General features: G+C 44.4%; 15 protein-coding genes. 8 read left to right on the plus strand and 7 right to left on the minus strand.

Translation table 11 applies throughout. From position 1 onward, the window contains the following. The first annotated feature begins 2 nt into the window (after nucleotides 1-2). The 8 genes from CGC64_RS02820 to CGC64_RS02855 are packed head-to-tail and all read left to right on the plus strand — an operon-like array spanning nucleotide 3 to nucleotide 8,414. Entirely contained in the window at nucleotides 3-1,451 is a 1,449-nt protein-coding gene (locus CGC64_RS02820) for a lipopolysaccharide biosynthesis protein (protein WP_005676622.1), read from the plus strand. After that, nucleotides 1,448-2,323 (plus strand): glycosyltransferase family 2 protein, encoded by an 876-nt coding sequence (locus CGC64_RS02825; RefSeq protein WP_005676623.1) that lies wholly within the window; start codon nucleotides 1,448-1,450, stop codon nucleotides 2,321-2,323. Before CGC64_RS02820 ends, CGC64_RS02825 begins: the two co-directional genes overlap by 4 nt. After that, the gene (locus CGC64_RS02830) at nucleotides 2,310-3,362 is read left to right on the plus strand and encodes a hypothetical protein (protein ID WP_032855072.1); all 1,053 of its coding nucleotides are present in this window, start codon (nucleotides 2,310-2,312) and stop codon (nucleotides 3,360-3,362) included. Before CGC64_RS02825 ends, CGC64_RS02830 begins: the two co-directional genes overlap by 14 nt. 55 nt (nucleotides 3,363-3,417) lie before the next feature. Continuing rightward, entirely contained in the window at nucleotides 3,418-4,281 is an 864-nt protein-coding gene (locus tag CGC64_RS02835) for a LicD family protein (protein ID WP_005676626.1), read from the plus strand. Nucleotides 4,282-4,283: 2 nt separating this feature from the next. After that, nucleotides 4,284-5,300: a hypothetical protein gene (locus CGC64_RS02840; protein ID WP_032855085.1), complete on the plus strand. Its 1,017-nt coding sequence runs from the start codon at nucleotides 4,284-4,286 to the stop codon at nucleotides 5,298-5,300. Next, nucleotides 5,273-6,388: a glycosyltransferase gene (locus tag CGC64_RS02845; RefSeq protein WP_032855073.1), complete on the plus strand. Its 1,116-nt coding sequence runs from the start codon at nucleotides 5,273-5,275 to the stop codon at nucleotides 6,386-6,388. The genes CGC64_RS02840 and CGC64_RS02845 overlap by 28 nt, the downstream gene beginning before the upstream one ends. 12 nt (nucleotides 6,389-6,400) lie before the next feature. Further along, nucleotides 6,401-7,666 carry a glycosyltransferase family 4 protein gene (locus tag CGC64_RS02850; protein WP_005682140.1) on the plus strand — a complete coding sequence of 422 codons (1,266 nt, stop codon included), beginning with the start codon at nucleotides 6,401-6,403 and terminating at the stop codon, nucleotides 7,664-7,666. Further along, entirely contained in the window at nucleotides 7,659-8,414 is a 756-nt protein-coding gene (locus tag CGC64_RS02855) for a glycosyltransferase family 2 protein (RefSeq protein ID WP_005676632.1), read from the plus strand. The genes CGC64_RS02850 and CGC64_RS02855 overlap by 8 nt, the downstream gene beginning before the upstream one ends. Nucleotides 8,415-8,423: 9 nt before the next feature. On the opposite strand, the gene CGC64_RS02860 is transcribed toward CGC64_RS02855, so the two are convergent. From CGC64_RS02860 to CGC64_RS02890, 7 genes are all read right to left on the minus strand, one after another. Beyond that, nucleotides 8,424-9,278, minus strand: a complete 855-nt coding sequence (locus CGC64_RS02860) for an SGNH/GDSL hydrolase family protein (RefSeq protein WP_005676633.1) — start codon at nucleotides 9,276-9,278, stop codon at nucleotides 8,424-8,426. A gap of 98 nt (nucleotides 9,279-9,376) precedes the next feature. After that, nucleotides 9,377-10,468 carry a TlpA disulfide reductase family protein gene (locus CGC64_RS02865; protein ID WP_005676634.1) on the minus strand — a complete coding sequence of 364 codons (1,092 nt, stop codon included), beginning with the start codon at nucleotides 10,466-10,468 and terminating at the stop codon, nucleotides 9,377-9,379. Continuing rightward, nucleotides 10,455-10,844, minus strand: coding sequence for a hypothetical protein (locus tag CGC64_RS02870; protein WP_005676635.1), 390 nt, complete (start codon nucleotides 10,842-10,844; stop codon nucleotides 10,455-10,457). Before CGC64_RS02870 ends, CGC64_RS02865 begins: the two co-directional genes overlap by 14 nt. Then, nucleotides 10,837-12,240, minus strand: coding sequence for a DUF4932 domain-containing protein (locus CGC64_RS02875; RefSeq protein WP_005676636.1), 1,404 nt, complete (start codon nucleotides 12,238-12,240; stop codon nucleotides 10,837-10,839). The genes CGC64_RS02870 and CGC64_RS02875 overlap by 8 nt, the downstream gene beginning before the upstream one ends. 17 nt (nucleotides 12,241-12,257) lie before the next feature. Continuing rightward, entirely contained in the window at nucleotides 12,258-12,689 is a 432-nt protein-coding gene (locus CGC64_RS02880) for a TlpA family protein disulfide reductase (protein WP_138332468.1), read from the minus strand. Nucleotides 12,690-13,103: 414 nt separating this feature from the next. Next, nucleotides 13,104-16,052 carry a glycoside hydrolase family 88/105 protein gene (locus tag CGC64_RS02885; protein WP_005676638.1) on the minus strand — a complete coding sequence of 983 codons (2,949 nt, stop codon included), beginning with the start codon at nucleotides 16,050-16,052 and terminating at the stop codon, nucleotides 13,104-13,106. A gap of 137 nt (nucleotides 16,053-16,189) precedes the next feature. Continuing rightward, a complete protein-coding gene (locus CGC64_RS02890; protein ID WP_005676639.1) occupies nucleotides 16,190-20,059 on the minus strand; it encodes a TIM-barrel domain-containing protein in 3,870 nt (1,289 codons plus the stop codon). Nucleotides 20,060-20,172 lie beyond the last annotated feature (113 nt).

Consider the following 20,172-nt stretch of genomic DNA (forward strand, 5'->3'; position numbering starts at 1 on the left):
AAATGAGCGAGGAACAATCACTAAAGGACAAAACAGCCAAAGGATTATTCTGGGGAGGGTTCAGCAACGGTATACAACAGTTGCTGAATCTCGTTTTCGGAATATTTATCGCCCGGCTGCTCACCCCGTCGGATTATGGAATGGTGGGGATGTTAGCGATTTTCTCCCTCATAGCCGGCTCGATACAGGAGAGTGGCTTCACGGCCGCTCTTGTCAACAAGAAAGAGTTGACACACAAAGATTACAATGCTGTATTCTGGTTTAATATCATAACCAGCCTGTGCCTGTATCTGGTGTTGTTCTTGTGCGCGCCACTCATAGCCTATTTCTACAAGGTACCCGAACTGACGCCGTTGGCACGTTATTCTTTTACAGGCTTTTTCATCGCCAGTCTGGGAATCTCACACAGTGCTTATCTAAAACGGAATCTAATGGTCAAGCAGCAGGCCATGTCCTCGGTGATCGGACTGACCGTATCCGGCATTGCGGGGGTCACGCTGGCTTATCTCGGCTTTTCCTACTGGGGATATGCCACGCAAAGCATTGTCTACGTAGCTGTCAACACTGCCTGTTACTGGCATTTCACCCGTTGGCGGCCTACGCTTCAATTCAGCCTCGCGCCCATAAAAGAAATGTTCGGATTCAGTGGTAAACTGTTAATTACCAACATATTCAATCACATCAACAACAATCTCTTCTCCGTCATATTGGGTAAGTACTACTCCAAGATAGAAGTGGGCTATTACAACCAGTCCAACAAATGGTGCGGCATGGGACAACAATTCATACTGGGCATGATAAACGGAGTGGCACAACCGGTACTTGCGAAAATATCGGAAGATACCGACCGACAGCAACGGGTATTCCGCAAGATGTTGCGTTTCACCGCCTTCATCTCATTTCCCGCCATGCTGGGACTGGGAATCATTGCGGAAGAATTAATCGTTATCTCCATTACCGACAAATGGTACTCCAGCGTATCTATCATGCAGATATTATGTATCAGCGGAGCTTTTGTCCCCATTGCCAACCTTTACCAGCAACTTATCATCAGCAAAGGAAAGTCACGCATCTTTATGTGGAACATCATAATCCTCGGCATGCTCCTGCTCACAGGCGTTCTTCTGGTACATTCTTACGGAATATATGCCATGCTTGCCATGTATGTCTCGACCAATATACTATGGCTACTGAGGTGGCATCACTTCGTGCAGCTTGAAATCGGGTTGAAACTACGCCACGCACTGGCCGATATTCTTCCCTACGCCATCATAGCAGCCTCCGTCATGGCAGTTACCTACTACACCGCCCGCCCTATCGAAAACATCTATGTTCGCCTGGCAAGCAAGATTCTACTGGCAATGGCACTTTATGCAGCAGCCATGTGGGCGAGCCGTTCGGTAACTTTCAAGGAAACCATACACTATTTTATCAAAAAGAAAAGCGCATGAAACTACTCGCTCTCGTCACACTCTATTATCCACCCGCACACATCACCGACAACCTTCTTACTTATGCAGAAGATGTGGACGGATTGTTTGTCTGGGACAACACCCCCGGAGGCAGTAATTATCAATTTCCGGAATCTATCTCCCACAAAATAGTCAGGTTACGCCAAGGGGAAAACACCGGTATCGGCAAAGCACTCAATGCCGCAGCGATGTTCGCCCTCGACAACGGATATACTTACCTGCTGACAATGGATCAGGACAGCGCTTTTACCGCTTCCACATTCAAAGACTATATCCGTATTATCAACAATGACAAAGACAGTTCCCATTTTGCTTATATTCCTCTCATCAATGCTTCTGGCACAGACAGCAATGCGCCGCTCAAAGAAGCACAGGGGATGATTATCTCCGGAAGTATTTTTCCGTTGAAAACGATACAAAAAGTCGGTCTGTATCTTGACAAATTTGTCATGGATGCCATTGATACGGAATATTTCCTGCGCATCCGCCGCCATACCGGAAAAGTCATGCTCGTACCTGCCGCCAACCTGAAACATGAACTGGGACATCCGCTCCGGAAACAAATACTCATCTGGCACCCGATGTCACTCAACTACTCCCCGGTGCGTACCTACTACATAGCCCGTAACTTCTTGTACCTCAACAAGCAATACGCCGAGTTCAAACGTCCCGAACTGCTTTGGAAGCTCATTTGGGAGCGTCCTTTCTATATCCTTTTTATGGAAGAAAACAAATGGGAGAAACTGAAAGCACTCGCCAGAGGTATCTGGCAAGGCTGGAGAAAAGATCTCAACCACGACTGTTATTTCAAAAAGCTCAACCCAAACCCCAAGCACCATGAGCGCGAATAACCTTACAACCACCTATCGCCTGCTGAACAGTTCTTTCAGGAAGACGATGATTTTTCACTTGGGCATAGACGCGGGATTCTTCACCGAATATACCTATATGCTTCATGCAATGCTCTATTGCCTGCAACACAAGATACAGTTCAAGCTCTATTCCGACGATGCCAACTTCGGTTGGGAGAAAGGTTGGACAGACTGTTTCGTCCCCTTCTGTGAGGAAGTGCACGAAGCGTTTCACCACACCTACAACACCCACCGCCTGCCTTCGTGGAAAGCATTGATGAAGGACAAGAAATTGCCCAAGACCAAACTGATGAAATGGAAACTGAAAGCAACCTGCAAGAATATAACCGGAGAGACTCTCGCTTTCCTGACCTATAAAAAACCGGTATTACTGAACTGCCACCTGAAGTTCGATCCCAACCAACACTTCCACATCCCCGAACTGGGTATAGACGGGGATTATCTCCATGCTTTCCGGAAAATGACGGAAATCACGTGGAAGTTGAACGAAGTAACCGGACGAGAATGCCGACACCTGGCAGACAACCTGCAACTCCCGCAAGAATACGTCGGTTGCCAGATACGCGGAGGCGACAAGATCACCGAAACCAACCTGCTTCCGGCAGAGTATTACATACGCCTCATCAAACAGAAAACCGACTTGCGCGATGTCTTCGTGCTGACAGATGATTACCGTATCTTCCGGCAAGTACAGTCGCTCGCCCCGGACATACGTTGGTATACCCTATGCGATTCCGGCGAGAAAGGATATGTCAACAGTGCTTTCACGCAAACGACGAAAGAGTTGAAACAGAAGCAAATGACTCGTTTTCTTTCTTCCATACAGCTACTGATGAACGCTTCCATATTCACAGGAAGCATCACCACCGGGCCCAGCCTGTTCCTGCTCAAGAAGTTCTATCCGGACATCAGTCCTGCCGACTGTTTGCTTGAGGATTTCCCGCAAGCAGCCACCCTCCCTATCCCGGGACGCAGCCAAATGGCGGCGGAATTTCTACAAGGAAACTTAAAGTTATAGGAACTTGTCAATTTAATCACTACATTTGTATCATAACGTGCATTAACCGTTTCCAATGGACAAGAAATATACAGCAAAAGAACTTGATTTGTTACATGCCGAGCTTTACGACATATTGGGAGAAACCATTCGTATCTGTCGGAAACACGACATCCCGTATTTTGTGATAGGCGGTACTGCAATCGGGGCACTCTATGACCGGGCGATACTGCCTTGGGACGACGATATAGATATCGGCATGGCACGGAAAGACTACAACAGATTTCTCGAAGTAGCCCCCCGGGAGCTGGGCGATTCCTACTTTCTTTCATGGATAGAAACAGATCCGCACAGTCCTTATTACTATGCCAAAGTCAAGAAAAACAATACCCTCTTTGTAGAAGAAATGTTCAAGAATGTCCCGATGCATCCGGGTATTTTTGTAGATATATTCCCGTTCGACAGGATACCCGACAACAAGCTGTTGCGGAAATTACAGTACGACGCAGCCGGTTTCCTCAAATGTTGCCTCATGGGAAAAGAGATATGGATGTGGAAACACTTCGGCAAATGCGAGATAGAACATCCCACAGACCGGGGAGCCTTCTCCTGCTTCTTGAATAAAGCAGTCGATGTTCTTTTCTCGAAGAAAACAATTTACCGTATGCTGGTAGCCGTTCAAAGCTGCTTCAATTCATGGAACACGAAGTATTTCAACAACGTGATGACTACCACCGACCACGTGACCGGAGAAAGCCTCCGCCACCTGCAACCGGTGCCGTTCGGACCGCTCACAGTGAACGCTCCCGACAACCTGGAAGGTTTCCTGCGATACAACTACCCGACCCTGCACCGATATACAGAGGAAGAACAGGAGAAAGTGAACAATCACTACCCTGCCGCCCTTTCATTCAGTACGACTCCAAAACAAGAACTATGAATATGAAACCCGCTTTAGTAGATGTACCGGTACTGATACTGTTCTTCAACCGCCCGCAACAATTATCGCAAGTGTTCGAGCAGGTAAAGAAAGCACGCCCGTCACGGCTGTTTCTCTATCAGGACGGAGCACGAAACGAACACGACCTGCCCGGGATAAAAGCCTGCCGCGAAATCGTGTCGCAGATAGACTGGGAGTGCGAAGTAGAACGGTTCTATCAGGAAAAGAACTTCGGTTGCGACCCCTCGGAATATATATCGCAGAAATGGGCTTTCTCAAAAGTCGACAAATGCATTGTACTGGAAGATGATGATGTGCCGTCAGTCTCTTTCTTCCGTTTCTGCAAGGAAATGCTGGACAAGTACGAACATGACACCCGCATCAGCATGATTGCCGGATTCAACCCCGAAGAAATCAGCAAAGACATCCCTTACGACTATTTCTTCGCCACCACCTTCTCTATCTGGGGGTGGGCAAGCTGGAAACGTGTCGTAGACCAATGGGACGAGTTCTATACTTTTCTGGACGACTCCTTCAATATGCAGCAACTCGAACAACTCATCAAAGAACGCAAGTTCCGGAGCGACTTCATCTATATGTGCCGGCGTCATCGCGAACACCGGAAGGCTTTTTACGAAACCATTTTCCATGCCTCCATACTGTTCAACTCCGGACTGAGCATTGTGCCCACACGCAACATGATTAACAACTTGGGAGCAACGGCGGATTCCACCCACTTTGCCGGTTCCGTCCATACGCTGCCCAAAGGCTACCGCCGCATTTTCACCATGAAGCGTTACGAAGCGGAGTTTCCTCTGAAACATCCCCGCTACGTCATTGAAAATGTAGCGTACAAAAAAAGCGTCTACCGCATCATGTGCTGGGACCACCCGTGGATAAAGATAGGACGCTCGTTCGAGGAACTGTTCCTCAACCTGAAATACGGTAATTTTTCTATCATTACGAAAGCTGTTAAAAACCGAATAAACAAATGGCTGAAGAGAAACAAACATCACTAAAACCACTTACGATTTATTTCTACCATACCCGCCTCACGCGGGAAAGTTACGAGGAATGGAAAGAGTATAAATTCCCCGGACATATCTTGTACGGACTTCCATTGCTGGAAAAACACGGGATACATTCCGTCATGCACAAGTGCCGGTACTTCTCAAGCCGCCTGAGGCTCATGCTCTACGCAACGAAAGAAATTCTGTTCTGCAAGGAGAAATATCAGGTGCTCTACGCCACCTCTTTCCGTGGTATCGAACCGGTGATTTTCCTCCGTGCACTGGGGCTATACCGCAAGCCGATCGTTATCTGGCACCACACGGCAGTAGTCAACAGTTCCGGTTTCGCACGCGAACAAATATCCCGCCTTTTCTATAAAGGCATAGACAAGATGTTCCTGTTCAGCCGGAAGCTCATTCAGGATTCGTTGAAAACCCGGAAAGCGCCCGCCCATAAACTAAAACTGGTACACTGGGGACCGGACCTCCCTTTCTATGACCACCTGTTGGCGGAAATGCCCGACCGCAAACCGGAAGGCTTTATCTCTACCGGCAAAGAAAACCGGGACGTAAGCACTCTCTTCCAGGCATTTGCCGCCACTAAAGAGAAACTCGACTTATATATCGCCGTCTCATGCGGTAACATCAATTATAAAAACATCATTGACGGTTTCACCCTGCCCGACTCTATCCATGTACATTACACCGACGGAGTAATCCCCTACGAGCTTGCCAAACTGGTGGCGCGGAAAAGCTGTATTGTCATCTGTTGTCTGGATTTTCCCTATACCGTAGGGCTCACCACACTCGTAGAAGCATTTGCTCTCGGCATTCCCGTCATTTGTTCGCGTAACCCCAATTTCGAAATTGACATCGACAAGGAAGGAATCGGCATTACCGTAGAATACGGCGATGTGCAGGGTTGGACAGACGCTATCCGCTACATCGCCGACCACCCCGAAGAGGCACGACGCATGGGCAACAACGCCCGCAAACTGGCGGAAGAACGTTTCAATCTCGAAATCTTTTCACGTGAAATAGCAGAAAGCTTGCAGGAAATATCAAACTTTTCCTCTAAAAACCGTACATTTGCATAAACTTTTATGCACATGAGAGTCCTGATTATAAATACGTCTGAACGAATCGGAGGAGCCGCCATTGCAGCCGGCCGGTTAATGGAATCACTCAAGAATAATGGTATTAAAGCCAAAATGCTGGTGCGCGACAAGCAAACGGACCAGATCAGCGTTGTGGGTTTGAAGCGCAGCTGGCTGCAAGTATGGAAGTTCATGTGGGAACGCATCGTTATCTGGAGCGCCAACCGTTTCCAACGGTATCATCTGTTCGATGTAGACATTGCCAACACGGGAACGGACATTACCTCTCTTCCGGAATTTCGGCAGGCAGACGTCATTCACCTGCACTGGATCAATCAGGGAATGCTTTCATTGAAAGACATCCGGAAGATACTTACTTCCGGCAAACCGGTCGTCTGGACAATGCATGATATGTGGCCCTGCACCGGTATCTGCCATTATGCACGCGAATGTACGAACTATCAACAGGAGTGCCACAACTGCCCGTACATCTACAAAGGCGGTAGCAAGAAAGATTTATCTTACCGCACTTTCCGTAAGAAACAGAAATTGTATAGCAACGCCCCCGTTCATTTCGTCACTTGCAGCCGTTGGTTGAAGGAACAGGCCCAGGTCAGCAGGCTGTTCGAAGGGAAAAGCGTTATCAACATCCCGAACGCGATCAATACCAACCTGTTCAAGCCACAGAACAAGGAAGAGGCACGGGCCAAATGTATGTTGCCGCAAAACAAGAAGATGATTCTGTTCGGCTCGGTAAAGATCACCGATAAGCGGAAAGGGGCCGAATATTTAATCGAAGCCTGCAAACTGCTGGCTGAGAAACATCCGGAATGGAAAGAGTCGCTGGGAGTCGTCGTATTCGGCAACCAGTCCCAACAGTTGCAGGAACAGATTCCTTTCCATGTCTACCCGTTGCCTTACATCAAGAATGAGCACGAAGTGGTCAATATATATAATGCCGTAGACTTGTTTGTCATTCCTTCGCTGGAAGAAAATCTTCCCAACATGATTATGGAAGCAATGGCGTGCGGCGTTCCTTGCGTAGGATTCAATGTCGGCGGCATCCCCGAAATGATTGACCACCTGCACAACGGATATGTGGCCCGATACAAATCTTCGGAGGACTTTGCCAACGGTATACACTGGATACTGACGGACCCGGAATATGACGAGCTTTCCGCACAAGCCTGCCGCAAGGTATTAGGCAACTATTCCGAAAGCATTATTGCCAAGAAATATACGGATCTCTACAATAAAGTAACGGGGAAATATGCATAGCGTTCATCCTACTCCCAAGTTTTCGGTCATCACGGTGACCTATAATGCGGAAAAGGTACTCGAAGATACCATTCAAAGTGTGATTGCGCAGACCTATCATCACGTAGAATATATCATCGTGGACGGAGCCTCCAAAGATGGCACTTTATCTATCATCGACAGATACCGCCCACGGATACATACTGTTGTCAGCGAACCGGACAAGGGACTGTATGACGCCATGAACAAAGGAATTGCCCTCGCCAGCGGCGACTATCTCTGCTTTCTGAACGCAGGCGACTGCTTTCACGAAGACGACACGCTGCAACAAATGGTGCACACTATCAATGGTAACGAACTTCCCGACGTACTTTACGGAGAAACGGCTATCGTAGACGAGAAGAGGCATTTCCAACGTATGCGCCGTCTATCTGCCCCGGAAGTATTAACCTGGAAAAGCTTCAAACAGGGAATGCTGGTCTGCCACCAGGCATTCTTCGCCCGCCATACGCTGGTGGAGCCATACGACTTGAAGTTCCGTTATTCCGCCGACTTCGACTGGTGCGTCCGCATCATGAAGAAAGCCCGCACATTGCACAATACGCACCTGACAATCATCGACTATCTTGACGAAGGTATGACCACCCAAAACCGGAAGGCTTCTCTCAAAGAAAGATTCCGCATCATGGCAAAACATTACGGGCTGATAAGTACAGTGGCACATCATGCATGGTTTGTCCTCCGGCTATTCTTCAAACCGGGACAATAAGCGCGTTGCCTAAACCGGTAACGCAAGTAATTGGTACATTAATGTACGTGCCATACGCTCCTGCCCTTTCGTGTTAGGGTGCAGACGATCGAAACCCGAATCATAAAAATAGATAAGTTGTTCCTCAATCATCGGATTCATCCCTGTCACCGAGTTAAAGTCTATCACAGGAAGCCCCCAGAGATTACCGGCTTCTTTGACTGCCTGTACATAAGCGTCCACATATTCACCGCAACTATTCTGGTAGTTCTCATCCGGCTGCACGTTCGTTTCTCCGAAATTGGCAAACGCACGATGCAACGGAGTCAGCAGAATGATTTGTTTATCAGGAAACAGCTGTTTCATCCGCGTTATCCCTATATTGATACGTCCTTTATAGGTATTACTGTCCATTACAGGGGTTCGTTTCTTGCGGGTCTCCATTTTCTTCATTTCGCCACGGGCCGCCAACACTTGTTCTTCCGTTTCCGTAAACCATTCGCCAATAGGTATACCGGCATTAAAATCATTCGTACCCATCAGGACAATGATTGCATCCACTTCCTCTCCATGTTCTTTCATCAATTGCTCCGCCTGCCGGGGCACATCGTTCCATTGTCGCCCGCTTATTCCATATACATAAGGAGTAATCCCCAACCATTCTTGTAGAAAGTCCCAGTACTTTTTAATCTTATTACCATAGCAGTTAGGATCTGTAATAGAATCTCCTATATATCCTACCTTCTTCCCTTGCCACGGATGTTGAACCCACCCGCTATGACTGTTCTCACCGGAGTTTACGACTTTAGAAGCTTGACTCTGTCCATGCAGAAAACAAGTACAGAATAATAGAGCTGTACACGTTAGTAATAACTTGCTTTTCATTGGTATTCTATATTAAATGAGACATTTTTATTCAATAGACAGCAAATGTAACTCAAAAAAATTAAGTATGGACACAAACGTTATATTTATCTCTTATCTCATTTAGCAGACCTTTTATCATCAGCCTTATAATATTCATTTAAAATCATTTTAAGATATTGCCAACCGGCATTCACAACAGATATAATCTTGCCCGATTTATCTAGTAGAACCCCAAAAGGAATACCCGTTATAGAATATAACTCCCGTATACGTTTATCATCTTCTTTACCGGCAATACATAATTCAGGCCATAAATTCTCTTTCTTTGCCAATACAGACAACCAAGAAGCCGTGTTTACATCTAATGAAATCCCCAGAATGCCAAACCCTCTATCTTTATATTCCTGATATAACCGGACAAGACGTGGTTCTTGAGCACGACAAGGACCACACCAGCTTGCCCAAAAATCCAAAAATAATAATTCATTCTTACCCACATAATCTGATATCCTCTTTTCGTTACCCAGCGAATCAATCAAAGTAAAATCCATAAATTGTTTTCCTGCAAGAAATTGTTGAGCTAACCCTTTCTTTCTAATTTGATATTCTGATTTAACATCACCACGACATTTATCTCTGTCGGATAACATCTCATACAATTCATCAAAATAAGGATCATAAATATCGTTTGCTTCCCGAAGAAGTAATCCACGTCCCAACCCATTATGAATATGCTTCTTTTTGAATCGGTATTTATATTCACACAATTTTAACTCCATATCTTCCACATCCTCCTTGTTTTTTAAAGCTACACTTATTTGACGACGATATTCTGCACACGAATCAAGAAACTGTTGATATTCCAAAGTTAATGGAGAGCAAACTACGGAATTATGTTTCAACTCTACTTTGATAGGGCCACTCTCTAGATAAAGTTCAGCTGACAAAACTGTATCCGGATAATTACCCAAAGATATTATAGATTTTTCATAGAGATATTCCGGCCCAACAAAGCCAAAACAGCCATTCTCTACATAAGTGGAATCTACGGAACGAATTACATTACCAGTAATAGTAAAAAGCGTAACTAAAGCACCATTATATTTCGAATCTACAGTACCTTCTATGTGAAAACAAGAATTTTGACCGCAAATATTCCATGAACACGCCAACAGACAAAATAATAGTATATATTTATTTACTTTCATCGCTTTCTTCTTTTTTGTACATTAAAAGTCCGTTTCTATATTTCTCTCCAAAGTGTTTTATTGCGTCAAGAGGATCCATAAATCCATTCACAAACTTATACAGTTGTCGTCCTTCTTTAAAGATAACCGAATGATGTACAAGTTTACCGTCCAGCATAAAAGAGATTCTTTCAACCGGATAATTGAAAGCTAAAGAGTCTATAACTGTTATTACACTATCACACCTCTCAGGCGAACTGTGGCTCTTTGACATAACATTTAATGCTAATATGCAAAACAAGGAAAAAATCAAAATCACTCTCATATATTCATATTTAAATAACAACATATAATCTAAAAAGATATTATTCGAAACCGGATGTATATTTTCATTCATCTGGCATTTTAAAAGTGTAAGGAAAATCTTCTTTCATTGGATATGTTTTCTCTGATTGAAAGAAGGCGCGATTTAATTTAAACCCATAGGTCTTTCCTTTCTCCAGCTTACTTCTATCTAATATAATACAAAAAGTATATTTATCTTTCCAAAACGGCTGATAGTCTGTATAAGGTGGCGATATTCTTTTATCATCCAACGGCCTTATACCGTAAGCACCAAACATAGGTTTAGAGAAACGTATTTGTATAGTATCAATACCTAAAGGTAATATGCTATTTGAAATAGGAAATATATCTGTAATATAGGGTTCTTTATTATCGTACTCTTTCAATACATTATCAAAATCAGATGCCGTATAGTTGACAAAACTTACTATCTCAGGCATAAAATCCTTAATGGTAGAATACAAATTACGATGATTACGAAAATGTTCCATAAACGTCATGCTTCTTTCCATCCAGATAAAACCTTCATGTTGCCTCCATGCAGTTAAATGTGTAGCAGTGAATCCCCTATTAGGGTTATCTTTAAAATACATGATAGTCAATAGGTTGTTAAACCATTCTATCATCGTTGAATTGGTACTTCCATAAGCCAGTTTGGCCATCTTTTCTTTCACGTGAGGATAAATTATTTGCGAAGCAGAATCAATCTGAGACCAATATTGAGCAAGGCAAGGATTAGTATAGTGGTGTAACAACTCATGCACAATGACAGTTATAAGGAATCTACTATACGCCGGGTTTCCTTCTTTATCGGTACTACATCCAATAACAATTCCACGTTTTTCTCCCTTTGTTATTCCATTAAAAGCATAATTACCAGGTCCATTACAAAGAGATGCAACCACTATTGTATTTTCAGGTCCTTCGCCAAACATAGATTTAAACCACTCTGCATTCAGATCGACAAGAATAGTATTCAATCTAGTTTCAGCTATATCATATAAGCCACGATGCAGTGTATAGAAATCCTTAAATTTTGTTTGTCTATAAAAATCATTCAATAAACGGACAAATGTTCTGAAACTTTCCTCTGTCCACCTACTGTCAATCATACTTATCTTTGATGCGTCACATTGTGGATCAATAATCACTTTCCCTCTCTTTATCTCAATACATCCAGTTGCCGCAGGTACAGCATCATAAGCTATTCCTTGCTCCTCTCTTATCTTTTTGATGTAAGAGATGAGCTTATGTTCTCTATATTTTGAGAAGTAATTATCAATATCGGCTGTATAACCGGGGATAGTATTATTTATATACTCTTCCGCACCAGCCAATCGAAAAGCAATACTTGTCAACTCAAAGCTTTCTTTTACTTGGCTTTTAACCTGTGCTGATATATTATTAATCGCACACAATAGCATTATTGTCCATAAAGTTGTTTTCATATATTGTCTCTTTATAACTATTTAATAAGCATATCTAACTCTTTCAACTGCACATCCCCTATATGTTCCCACTTAGCAACGACTTTTCCTTCTTTATCAATCAAGACATAAAATGGAATAGCATCACAATTGTATAGGTACGACAGGTTATTCTCCTTTTCATCTTTCTCATTCGTCTCAGAACTTAAAATTTGTGGCCAAACATTCAGGTTGTATTTTCTTATAGCCTCAGACCAACTATCCTTGACTCTATCCAATGATATACCAATAATAGTCAATCCTTTCTCATTGTATTTCTTATATACTTCTTTCATTTTAGGAATCTCTTTCAAACAAGGCATACACCAACTTGCCCAAAAATCCAATAATACAAAAGTCTTATTCTTATAATTAGCCAATTCAACCATGTCTCCAGAAATACTTTTTCTGATGAAATTAAGAGGTATCACCTATGGAGGTTCTTTTTAAGAGATCTCTTCTATCCTCTTGCTCTTCAATTTCTTTGAGAGCTAATTACCCCATTATACTATTTTTAGTTAGCTCGGGCAATTTGTTATAAACGGAACGAACAGAGTCTATACAAATAGTCCCTCTCTCAGAAATAGAATATAATAAATCCGGAATTATTTGAAAAATATCCATAAGGGTAAATAACTGCTTCCATTCTTCAGTTATTAATTTGTGGCAAAGAGTAACAGGAGATAGAATAAGTATGCATCAATATATTAATTGATTTCTGATATTTGAAGAACTCTTCATTATCCAAACAACTAGTTCTCAATCCATATACAAGATTAGTATTCATACGCTTCCTCCTTGTTTAATCATAAGATATAGCGGTGTTTTTCATAGTATCTTCATTATCACAATTGTTTTGTACGCATCGTCAACCGGATATATCCGTCCTTCGACTGCTCCTTCAGTGAAATACCGATACGTTTATAGGCCGGAGAGTTCACCTCAATCGTTTCAGAAGTAAACGCGACTTTGCCGGACGCTTCAATCGTAACGGTCATCTGTTCTGTGCCGGTAGTAAGCAAGAGATGTGTATCATCAATAATTTTCCAGTTGGCTTGTGTTGTTATGGCTGTTTCGAACCGGATAGGTGCATTGGCCGTAAATTCGTCACCCACAGTAAAGCTACCTTTCTCTTGACGGTCATAGACGAAAGTGCGAACCAACTTATCCAGACTGGGGGTGGAATAAGCCGAAGTATAGTCAATACTAAGCAAATCTTTTACGTCCGTAAATTCTTTCTTGAGTACAATGGCGCTCGCTTTGGCACCGGAGGACTGTGTTTTTCCGTCTACTACCGGAACTGGATGACCGAAAGAACCTTTGATCTTATACTTCTCGGGAGCTTCCGCACTAAAATAATCACCCGGATAAGAGAAAGGACCGCCTTGATCGCCGACCATAGTGCACTTTCCTAGAGCGACGGCATAAGAGCCGATGTCATTATGGTTATGATTTTCGGCATTATTACCCCCTTTGGCCGAGACAGCCAACGTACACGAGCTGCCCTTGGCAGGACGTGCAACCAAGATTCCTGCCTTTTCATAATACGCCCGCAAAGAATCGGAACCTTCCTGCAATGCCTGACGAATGCCGTCTGTCATTTCCATTTTCCATACCTGATGAGGGAACAGCTCTATGAGATAAAGAGAGAAATTATTGCCGGAAGGGAGAATATATTTTTCTTCCGCAGAGGTGATACCAAGCGCACGGTCACAGTAATCGAGGATGAACTTATCAGGCGATAAACCGATACGGCAGTCGGAATAAGCAGGACATACACCTTCATTCATCTGTATCTTCCGACCATATTGAGCAATATGCACAAATTTAGGTTCACGGAAGAAATCTATCTTGCCTTGCGTGGCACGGCATACTTCCTCACGCAGCAAGATATATGCACGGAAACCATAATTATAGTAGCCGACCCCTTCGCTGCAATAACCGTCATCGGCATATCCTTTCATACCGTATACATTATATTTCTCGGCTGCGGCAACAAAATAAGCGCGTTCCTCCTTATCCGCCAGCAAAGTGAGGGCAGCACCCGTGACACCTGCCAGACAAACCGAGTTCCAGTTATTTGTAACCGTAAACCACCAGAAAGGCTTTGTCTCTTCCAGGCAACGGTATACAGGACGAAATACTTTCTCGCGGAAAGCACACTGCACGCGGGCCTTTACTTCCGGTGACAAACGGTCGTCGAGCATAGCAACACACTGCGCAATTCCGTTTCCGGCAGTGGCAACTACCAAATCGACATAATAATCTGTTCCATGATAATTATTCAGATTGCGGTCGTGAGCCGGAATCGACCAGGAGTTCTGGTTGCAGAGAGCAACCAGAGCCTTTTCAATAGCAGGAATGTAACGTCTTTTATTCTCCATACATTCAGCCAATGTCAACCGAAACAGATAATGGTAACGGGCATTTATCATATTTTCGCCCGGCAGGCGGACATTGGTTTTGTTCAGATGCAGATACAAGGAGTCAACAAAAGGAGGCATTCCCTTTTTCAGCAATGCAGGTGCTTCTTCTGTCAGCAGTTTTTCTGCCTTGCTACTCTCTTTTACTTTGTTCCAGAAGGTGCGGTCTTTATAAGAAACGCCTATTCCTTCCGGTTTATCGGGCAACATTGCAGCAATCTCACGGATACGGCTTTGGGAAATATTCGCATGCTGCCTCGGAGTGTCCTGTGCCATACGGTAAACTTCCGTCCCTGCCATCAGGAAAGCTCCCGGACCGTAGACTTCTGTCATATCGGGAGTCACCTTTTTCGGATCAGCGCCGATAGGTTGCACATATCCCAGTTTACCGTCTTCTCCCACAGCCGACACTAATGCTTGCCAGCCTTTCTCCACCACAGGCATGAATTCTTCTTTTGGCAAAAGTCCTTCGTTTATCCCATAAGCCAGCGCATACACGAAGAAACCGCTGCAACTCGTTTCGGGCGACGGATAAGAAGCCGGGTCAAGCAGACTCGCATGCCAGAAGCCGTCCTTATTCTGCAAAGGAGCAATCCGGCGGCATAGCTTTTGGAACAAGTCCTGATAGAACGGACGGTATTTGCTCTTGGCAGGAAGTTCACGTAAAAGCTCAACGAGCCCTCCGAGTACCCAGCCATTGCCACGCCCCCAGAACACTTTCGCGCCATTCGCCTCCTTCATCGTAAAGTAACGGTGGTCACGATAGAAAAGATTGTCTTCTTTATCAAACAGATAATTGTAAGTAGCTTTATATTCCTTATCCATGAAACGGATGAACTTCTTGTCACCCGTGATATTGTAGAGTTTCATGTAAACAGGAGGTGCCATGAACAGTGCGTCACACCAAGTCCAGTGTTCCAAGGTGGTTGCATCGCCATAGTCCAACTCGAACGAACCGGAAGGAGGATTGGCAATCACCCATTCGGCACGTGCCTGTGTCGGGACAAGCATACTTTTTCTTTTGTACTTTTCATACATATACAAATACATCTGCGAGACACAGATATCGTCAGCATGATACATCCGTTGATTTACCTGCCAGTAATTGCGGTTCCCCAGCCGCAACAGCCATTTGTAGTATGAATCATCTTTATCCGTCTGTTCGGCTATTGCAGCCCAGTGGACAAGTCCCAAATAGAAAGTGGCATTTACCCAATTGAGATCACCGTAAATAGCCTTGTTGTAATGAGCAATCTGCCAGTCGGCCACCCGCCGCATCGACTGCTTCACTTCTGTTTTAACAAATGTCTGCGCAACTGTAGTACACAAATAGCCCATGCATAGGGCAAGGGTTAAAAGTAATTTCTTCATAATACTATAATTTTATTTAAGACAAAGATACCGGGCTTTATGGACTTAATAGAGTCATATTTTCCGTTTAAGCTGCTCTTATCTTCCATAAAGAAAGAAAAAAGCAGCTTTTTGAACAACTCTACTAACTAACCCAATTACTGAACACCCGATCTACGAGTATTCAATCTCTTATCTACTAACAAGCCGTCAATGATCTTCAACCCGAATTTCACTTGACGTTTTGCCTTAAACTTCAAAAGAAATAAGTCAACGGTTCCTTCAAGCGTCTTCTTATTTCCTACATTGACAAAGGTAGGATACAAGGCTTTTGAACCATTGGAATGGAGACGGTCGTAAGTCAGATTCTCCATTGCATTCATGTGTTGCAACTCCACGCCGACAAACTCATAATCCTGTTGATTGTAAGGTAAAGCAAAACTGAATGCGTTGACTGCACGCAGATCAACACCTTTTACCTGAATTTCAATAATCTCATCTTTGTCATATACTTGTTTCGAGGTGCTTATCTCAATCGTACCGTCCACCTTTTCCGTACCACGGTTATCAACACCGCCTTCAAGCTGCGTGGCGACCACCGAAATATCATAAGCGTCAATCAGACCGTTCTTATTGATATCACCATTGCTGATGTATCCTTCAAAATCGGAATCGCACTTTCTCAGTCCTGTATAATTGGTATAAGATGTCAGGTCATTGCCGTCAATCTTACCGTCGACGTTAATGTCTCCTTGAAGATAGCTTTCCGTTCCGGGCACCTTGAATACATAGATTTCCTTACCGGAGCCGTAGTTGCCGACTGCTTCTGTAACGGATAGTTTGATATAGCGGGCAGTAGGATGTTGGGTGAAATTGAATACCTTCACCTCATCGTCACGCTGCCATTCAAATGTTCCGGCTTCCGTCCACTGTTCTTTGTTCATACTATAAGAAACGGTTCCTTTCAGCAATGTTCCGTTACCGGCGTTTGTACGTGGCAGGTAGTGGAATTTATCCAGTTGGTTGACAGTCACCAGGTCCATAACCAGTTCGAACGGAACGGCTTTTTCCCCGTATTTCGAGTGCCAGATATCTCCGGACTCTACAAAGTCGAACAGACGTTTCACGCCTACTCTTCCTTGCGAAGCGGCCGTACATTCGCCCCTGATACCACGAATAGCAAATTCAAGCGGATCGGACTTGGTCGCAGCACCGAACTCTGTCCAGGCGGAAGCTCCGTCTTTATTGACAGCACGTATTTTAAATGAGTAGGGCGTTTCGGGAGTCAGGTCTCCAAACAGTAGTTCCGTATCCTTTATCGTAGTATATAGCATATTCATAAAGTCAATCTCATAGAAATCGGCATTGGCCACTTTATCCCATGTCGGTTTCAAGGTATAGGCTTCCGTATTGTCGGCAGTAACCCGGGCAACAGGAGCAGCCAGAGTTCCGGAAGTGATCCGATAGCGGTCTTCGGGAACAAAACGGAATCCCTCAATGCGCAATGTCGTAGTATTGGCCGTAATATCGGTGACACCCAGTTTCACCAAAAGTTGCGGGTTCTTGGTGATAACGGTCTTTTCAAACTCGCTTCCCTTAGTCGCAAACCGATTCAGATCGGGAGCCTCATCGTAGAAGAAGACGTTTTCACCCTTTGCAAATTCATCTTTCGAAGCGGCCTTTGTCAGTTTCACTTTTTTCTTTCCCACTTGTGCCGTCACTTTTTTCGGCAGAGAAGTGACATTGATTCTGAACTCTGTAACCTTTTCTTTCACAAAGCCCGTAAAATCACCCTTTGCCGGATGAATGGTCACAGTAACGTCATTCTTGCTGCCAACCTCGGACTCAATATTGGTTGTTACTCCTTTACCCCGTTTGTATTCTTCGGATACACCGTCGTCGTCATATTCGGTAAAAGAACTCTTGCCGTACGGGTAAAGCTCATAGATACGGATTCCTTTATCAATCTCATTTACATTATTATTAGGATTCGTCAGCGGAATAATCGCTCCGTTCTTCACGAATACGGGAAGCTTCCAGAGAGGAGCTGCAAAATTGTTGAGTATGCGGTTCCCGTCGTATTTTTCGCCCGTAAAATAATCAATCCATACGCCTTCGGGCAAGTAAATGCCGTTACGGATATCATTTCCCTGCTCGTCAGCTTTGGTTGCCTGATAGATAGGAGCAACCAGAAAATAAGGCCCGTATAGATACTGGTACTGTGTAGCCGTACCTTGAGTATAGGCATTCGGGTATTCCAGAAACATCGCTCTTATCATCGGCATACCGTCTACAGCTTCCTTAGCGATACTGTAAGCATAAGGCATCAGTTCCGATTTCAGTTTCAGATACCAGCGGTTAATGGAGGTTGCCGGTTCTCCCAAGGCGTGCGGGTATTTCTCATTCGCTCCCCAACCGTCCATGTTCAGTTCCATTGGAGTAAACGTTTTCCATTGGAAATCACGGGTATTCACCTGCACATTCCTGCCACCGAAAATACCGTCCATGTCAGAAGTGATATTCGGCTGACCGGACAGTCCCGAGCCAATATAGGTCGGGATGTGGAAACGGATATATTCCCATACGCCTCCCGTCTGGTCACCCGACCAGATGCCCGCATAGCGCTGTGTGCCCGCCCAGCCGTCAAGGGAGATGATAAACGGTCTGGCGTCACTTCCGTAGTAAGGCATTATATGTCCGACATCGGCTACTCCGTTCAATCCGAAAGAATAGCCGGCACCGACCCAGGCTACATCCGTTTTCAACACGCGTACTCCGGCATCCCTTACTTCTTTCACAATATCTCTCTGCAGCAAAGCGCTCACTCCTTCCTTAGGGTGCAGGTCAGACTGTGTCCACAGGCCGATTTCCACTCCGTTCTGACGGGCATAGTCACCCAGACTTTTCAGATTTTGTATATTACCGTCCAATGTTTCCGTCTGTCCGTAGCCGGCTCCATAGCCGTCGTTCGGAAGCAGCCAGCCCAACGGCATGTCATGGTTCTTATAACGGTCGATTACCGCACGTGCAGAGAACTGATAATTGTTCTTCTCGCCGTTCAACGATTCTTTGATTCCACCGTTGTCCTTCTGGCTCTCTTTATATCGTTTTCCGTCTTCAAACAGAATGCCTTTCTCGTTTTCTGTCCAATAGTCACGGTTATAAGCGTTCAGATGTCCCTGATAGAAACCGAATTTAGGTAACAATACGGGATTTCCTGTCAGTTGGTAGAAGTCATTCAACAGAGCTACCGCACCGTCATTAATCATGTAGAACACATCCAGATAGTCTGATTCGTGAGACAATTTCACCTTTCCCTCTTCGGATGCTCCGAAGTCGTACTTCCCTTTTTTGAAGGTATACCACATCATACCGTAGCCGTTGGTAGACCAGTAGTAAGGGGTAGGAGAGGCGACTCCCCCGTCTGTCCAACTGTTCTGGTTCTCGATAGAAATCACCTTACCCTTATGGGAGAACCGACCGTTCTGAACACCGCCACCGTAGAAGTATTCCTGCGGATTCTCTTTCAATGTCAGGGTTACTTTCCCTTTCTCAAAAAGAGGCGCTTCCAGTTCTTCCACTACAACAGTGTTGGTTGCCAGATTAGTTACCTTAAGCAAGGATGTCTTTTTATCCAGCCGGACTTTTATCTTTCCGGTAGTGAGGAAAACAAAATCTGTATTCTCTTCCAAATCCAGCTTTGAAACCGCCTTTCTGGGATTGTCGACTAATATCTGCGCCGCCGGCTTTGCTTGAGGATCCCGGATCACGCTTCCTGAGTTGTCCTGAAATACACGGAAGATATTTTCCCCGTAGAAGTCCAATGTCATACGCTGGCTATTGGGGAATAGTATTTCAACGGTGGTGGGGTTTATCTTTTTGGCACCGACAATGGGAGACAACACTTCTGTCTCTATCGCATTATTATATAACCTAGCCTGTATTAATGAAGGAGGTAACATCACAGATAGCCCCAATATAAACAAAAGTGATTTCTTCCATCTACTTGTTGTAGTTAGATTTCTCATATATTTTACAAATTAATGAATAATGTGAATCAGTTGCTAAAAATCAGCTGCTATATGCAACTAACAACAGTCACAAACCTAATAATTAAATTTTCTTTCTATTATACTCTTAT

The organism is Bacteroides caccae (assembly GCF_002222615.2).
GTDB classification, from domain to species: domain Bacteria; phylum Bacteroidota; class Bacteroidia; order Bacteroidales; family Bacteroidaceae; genus Bacteroides; species Bacteroides caccae.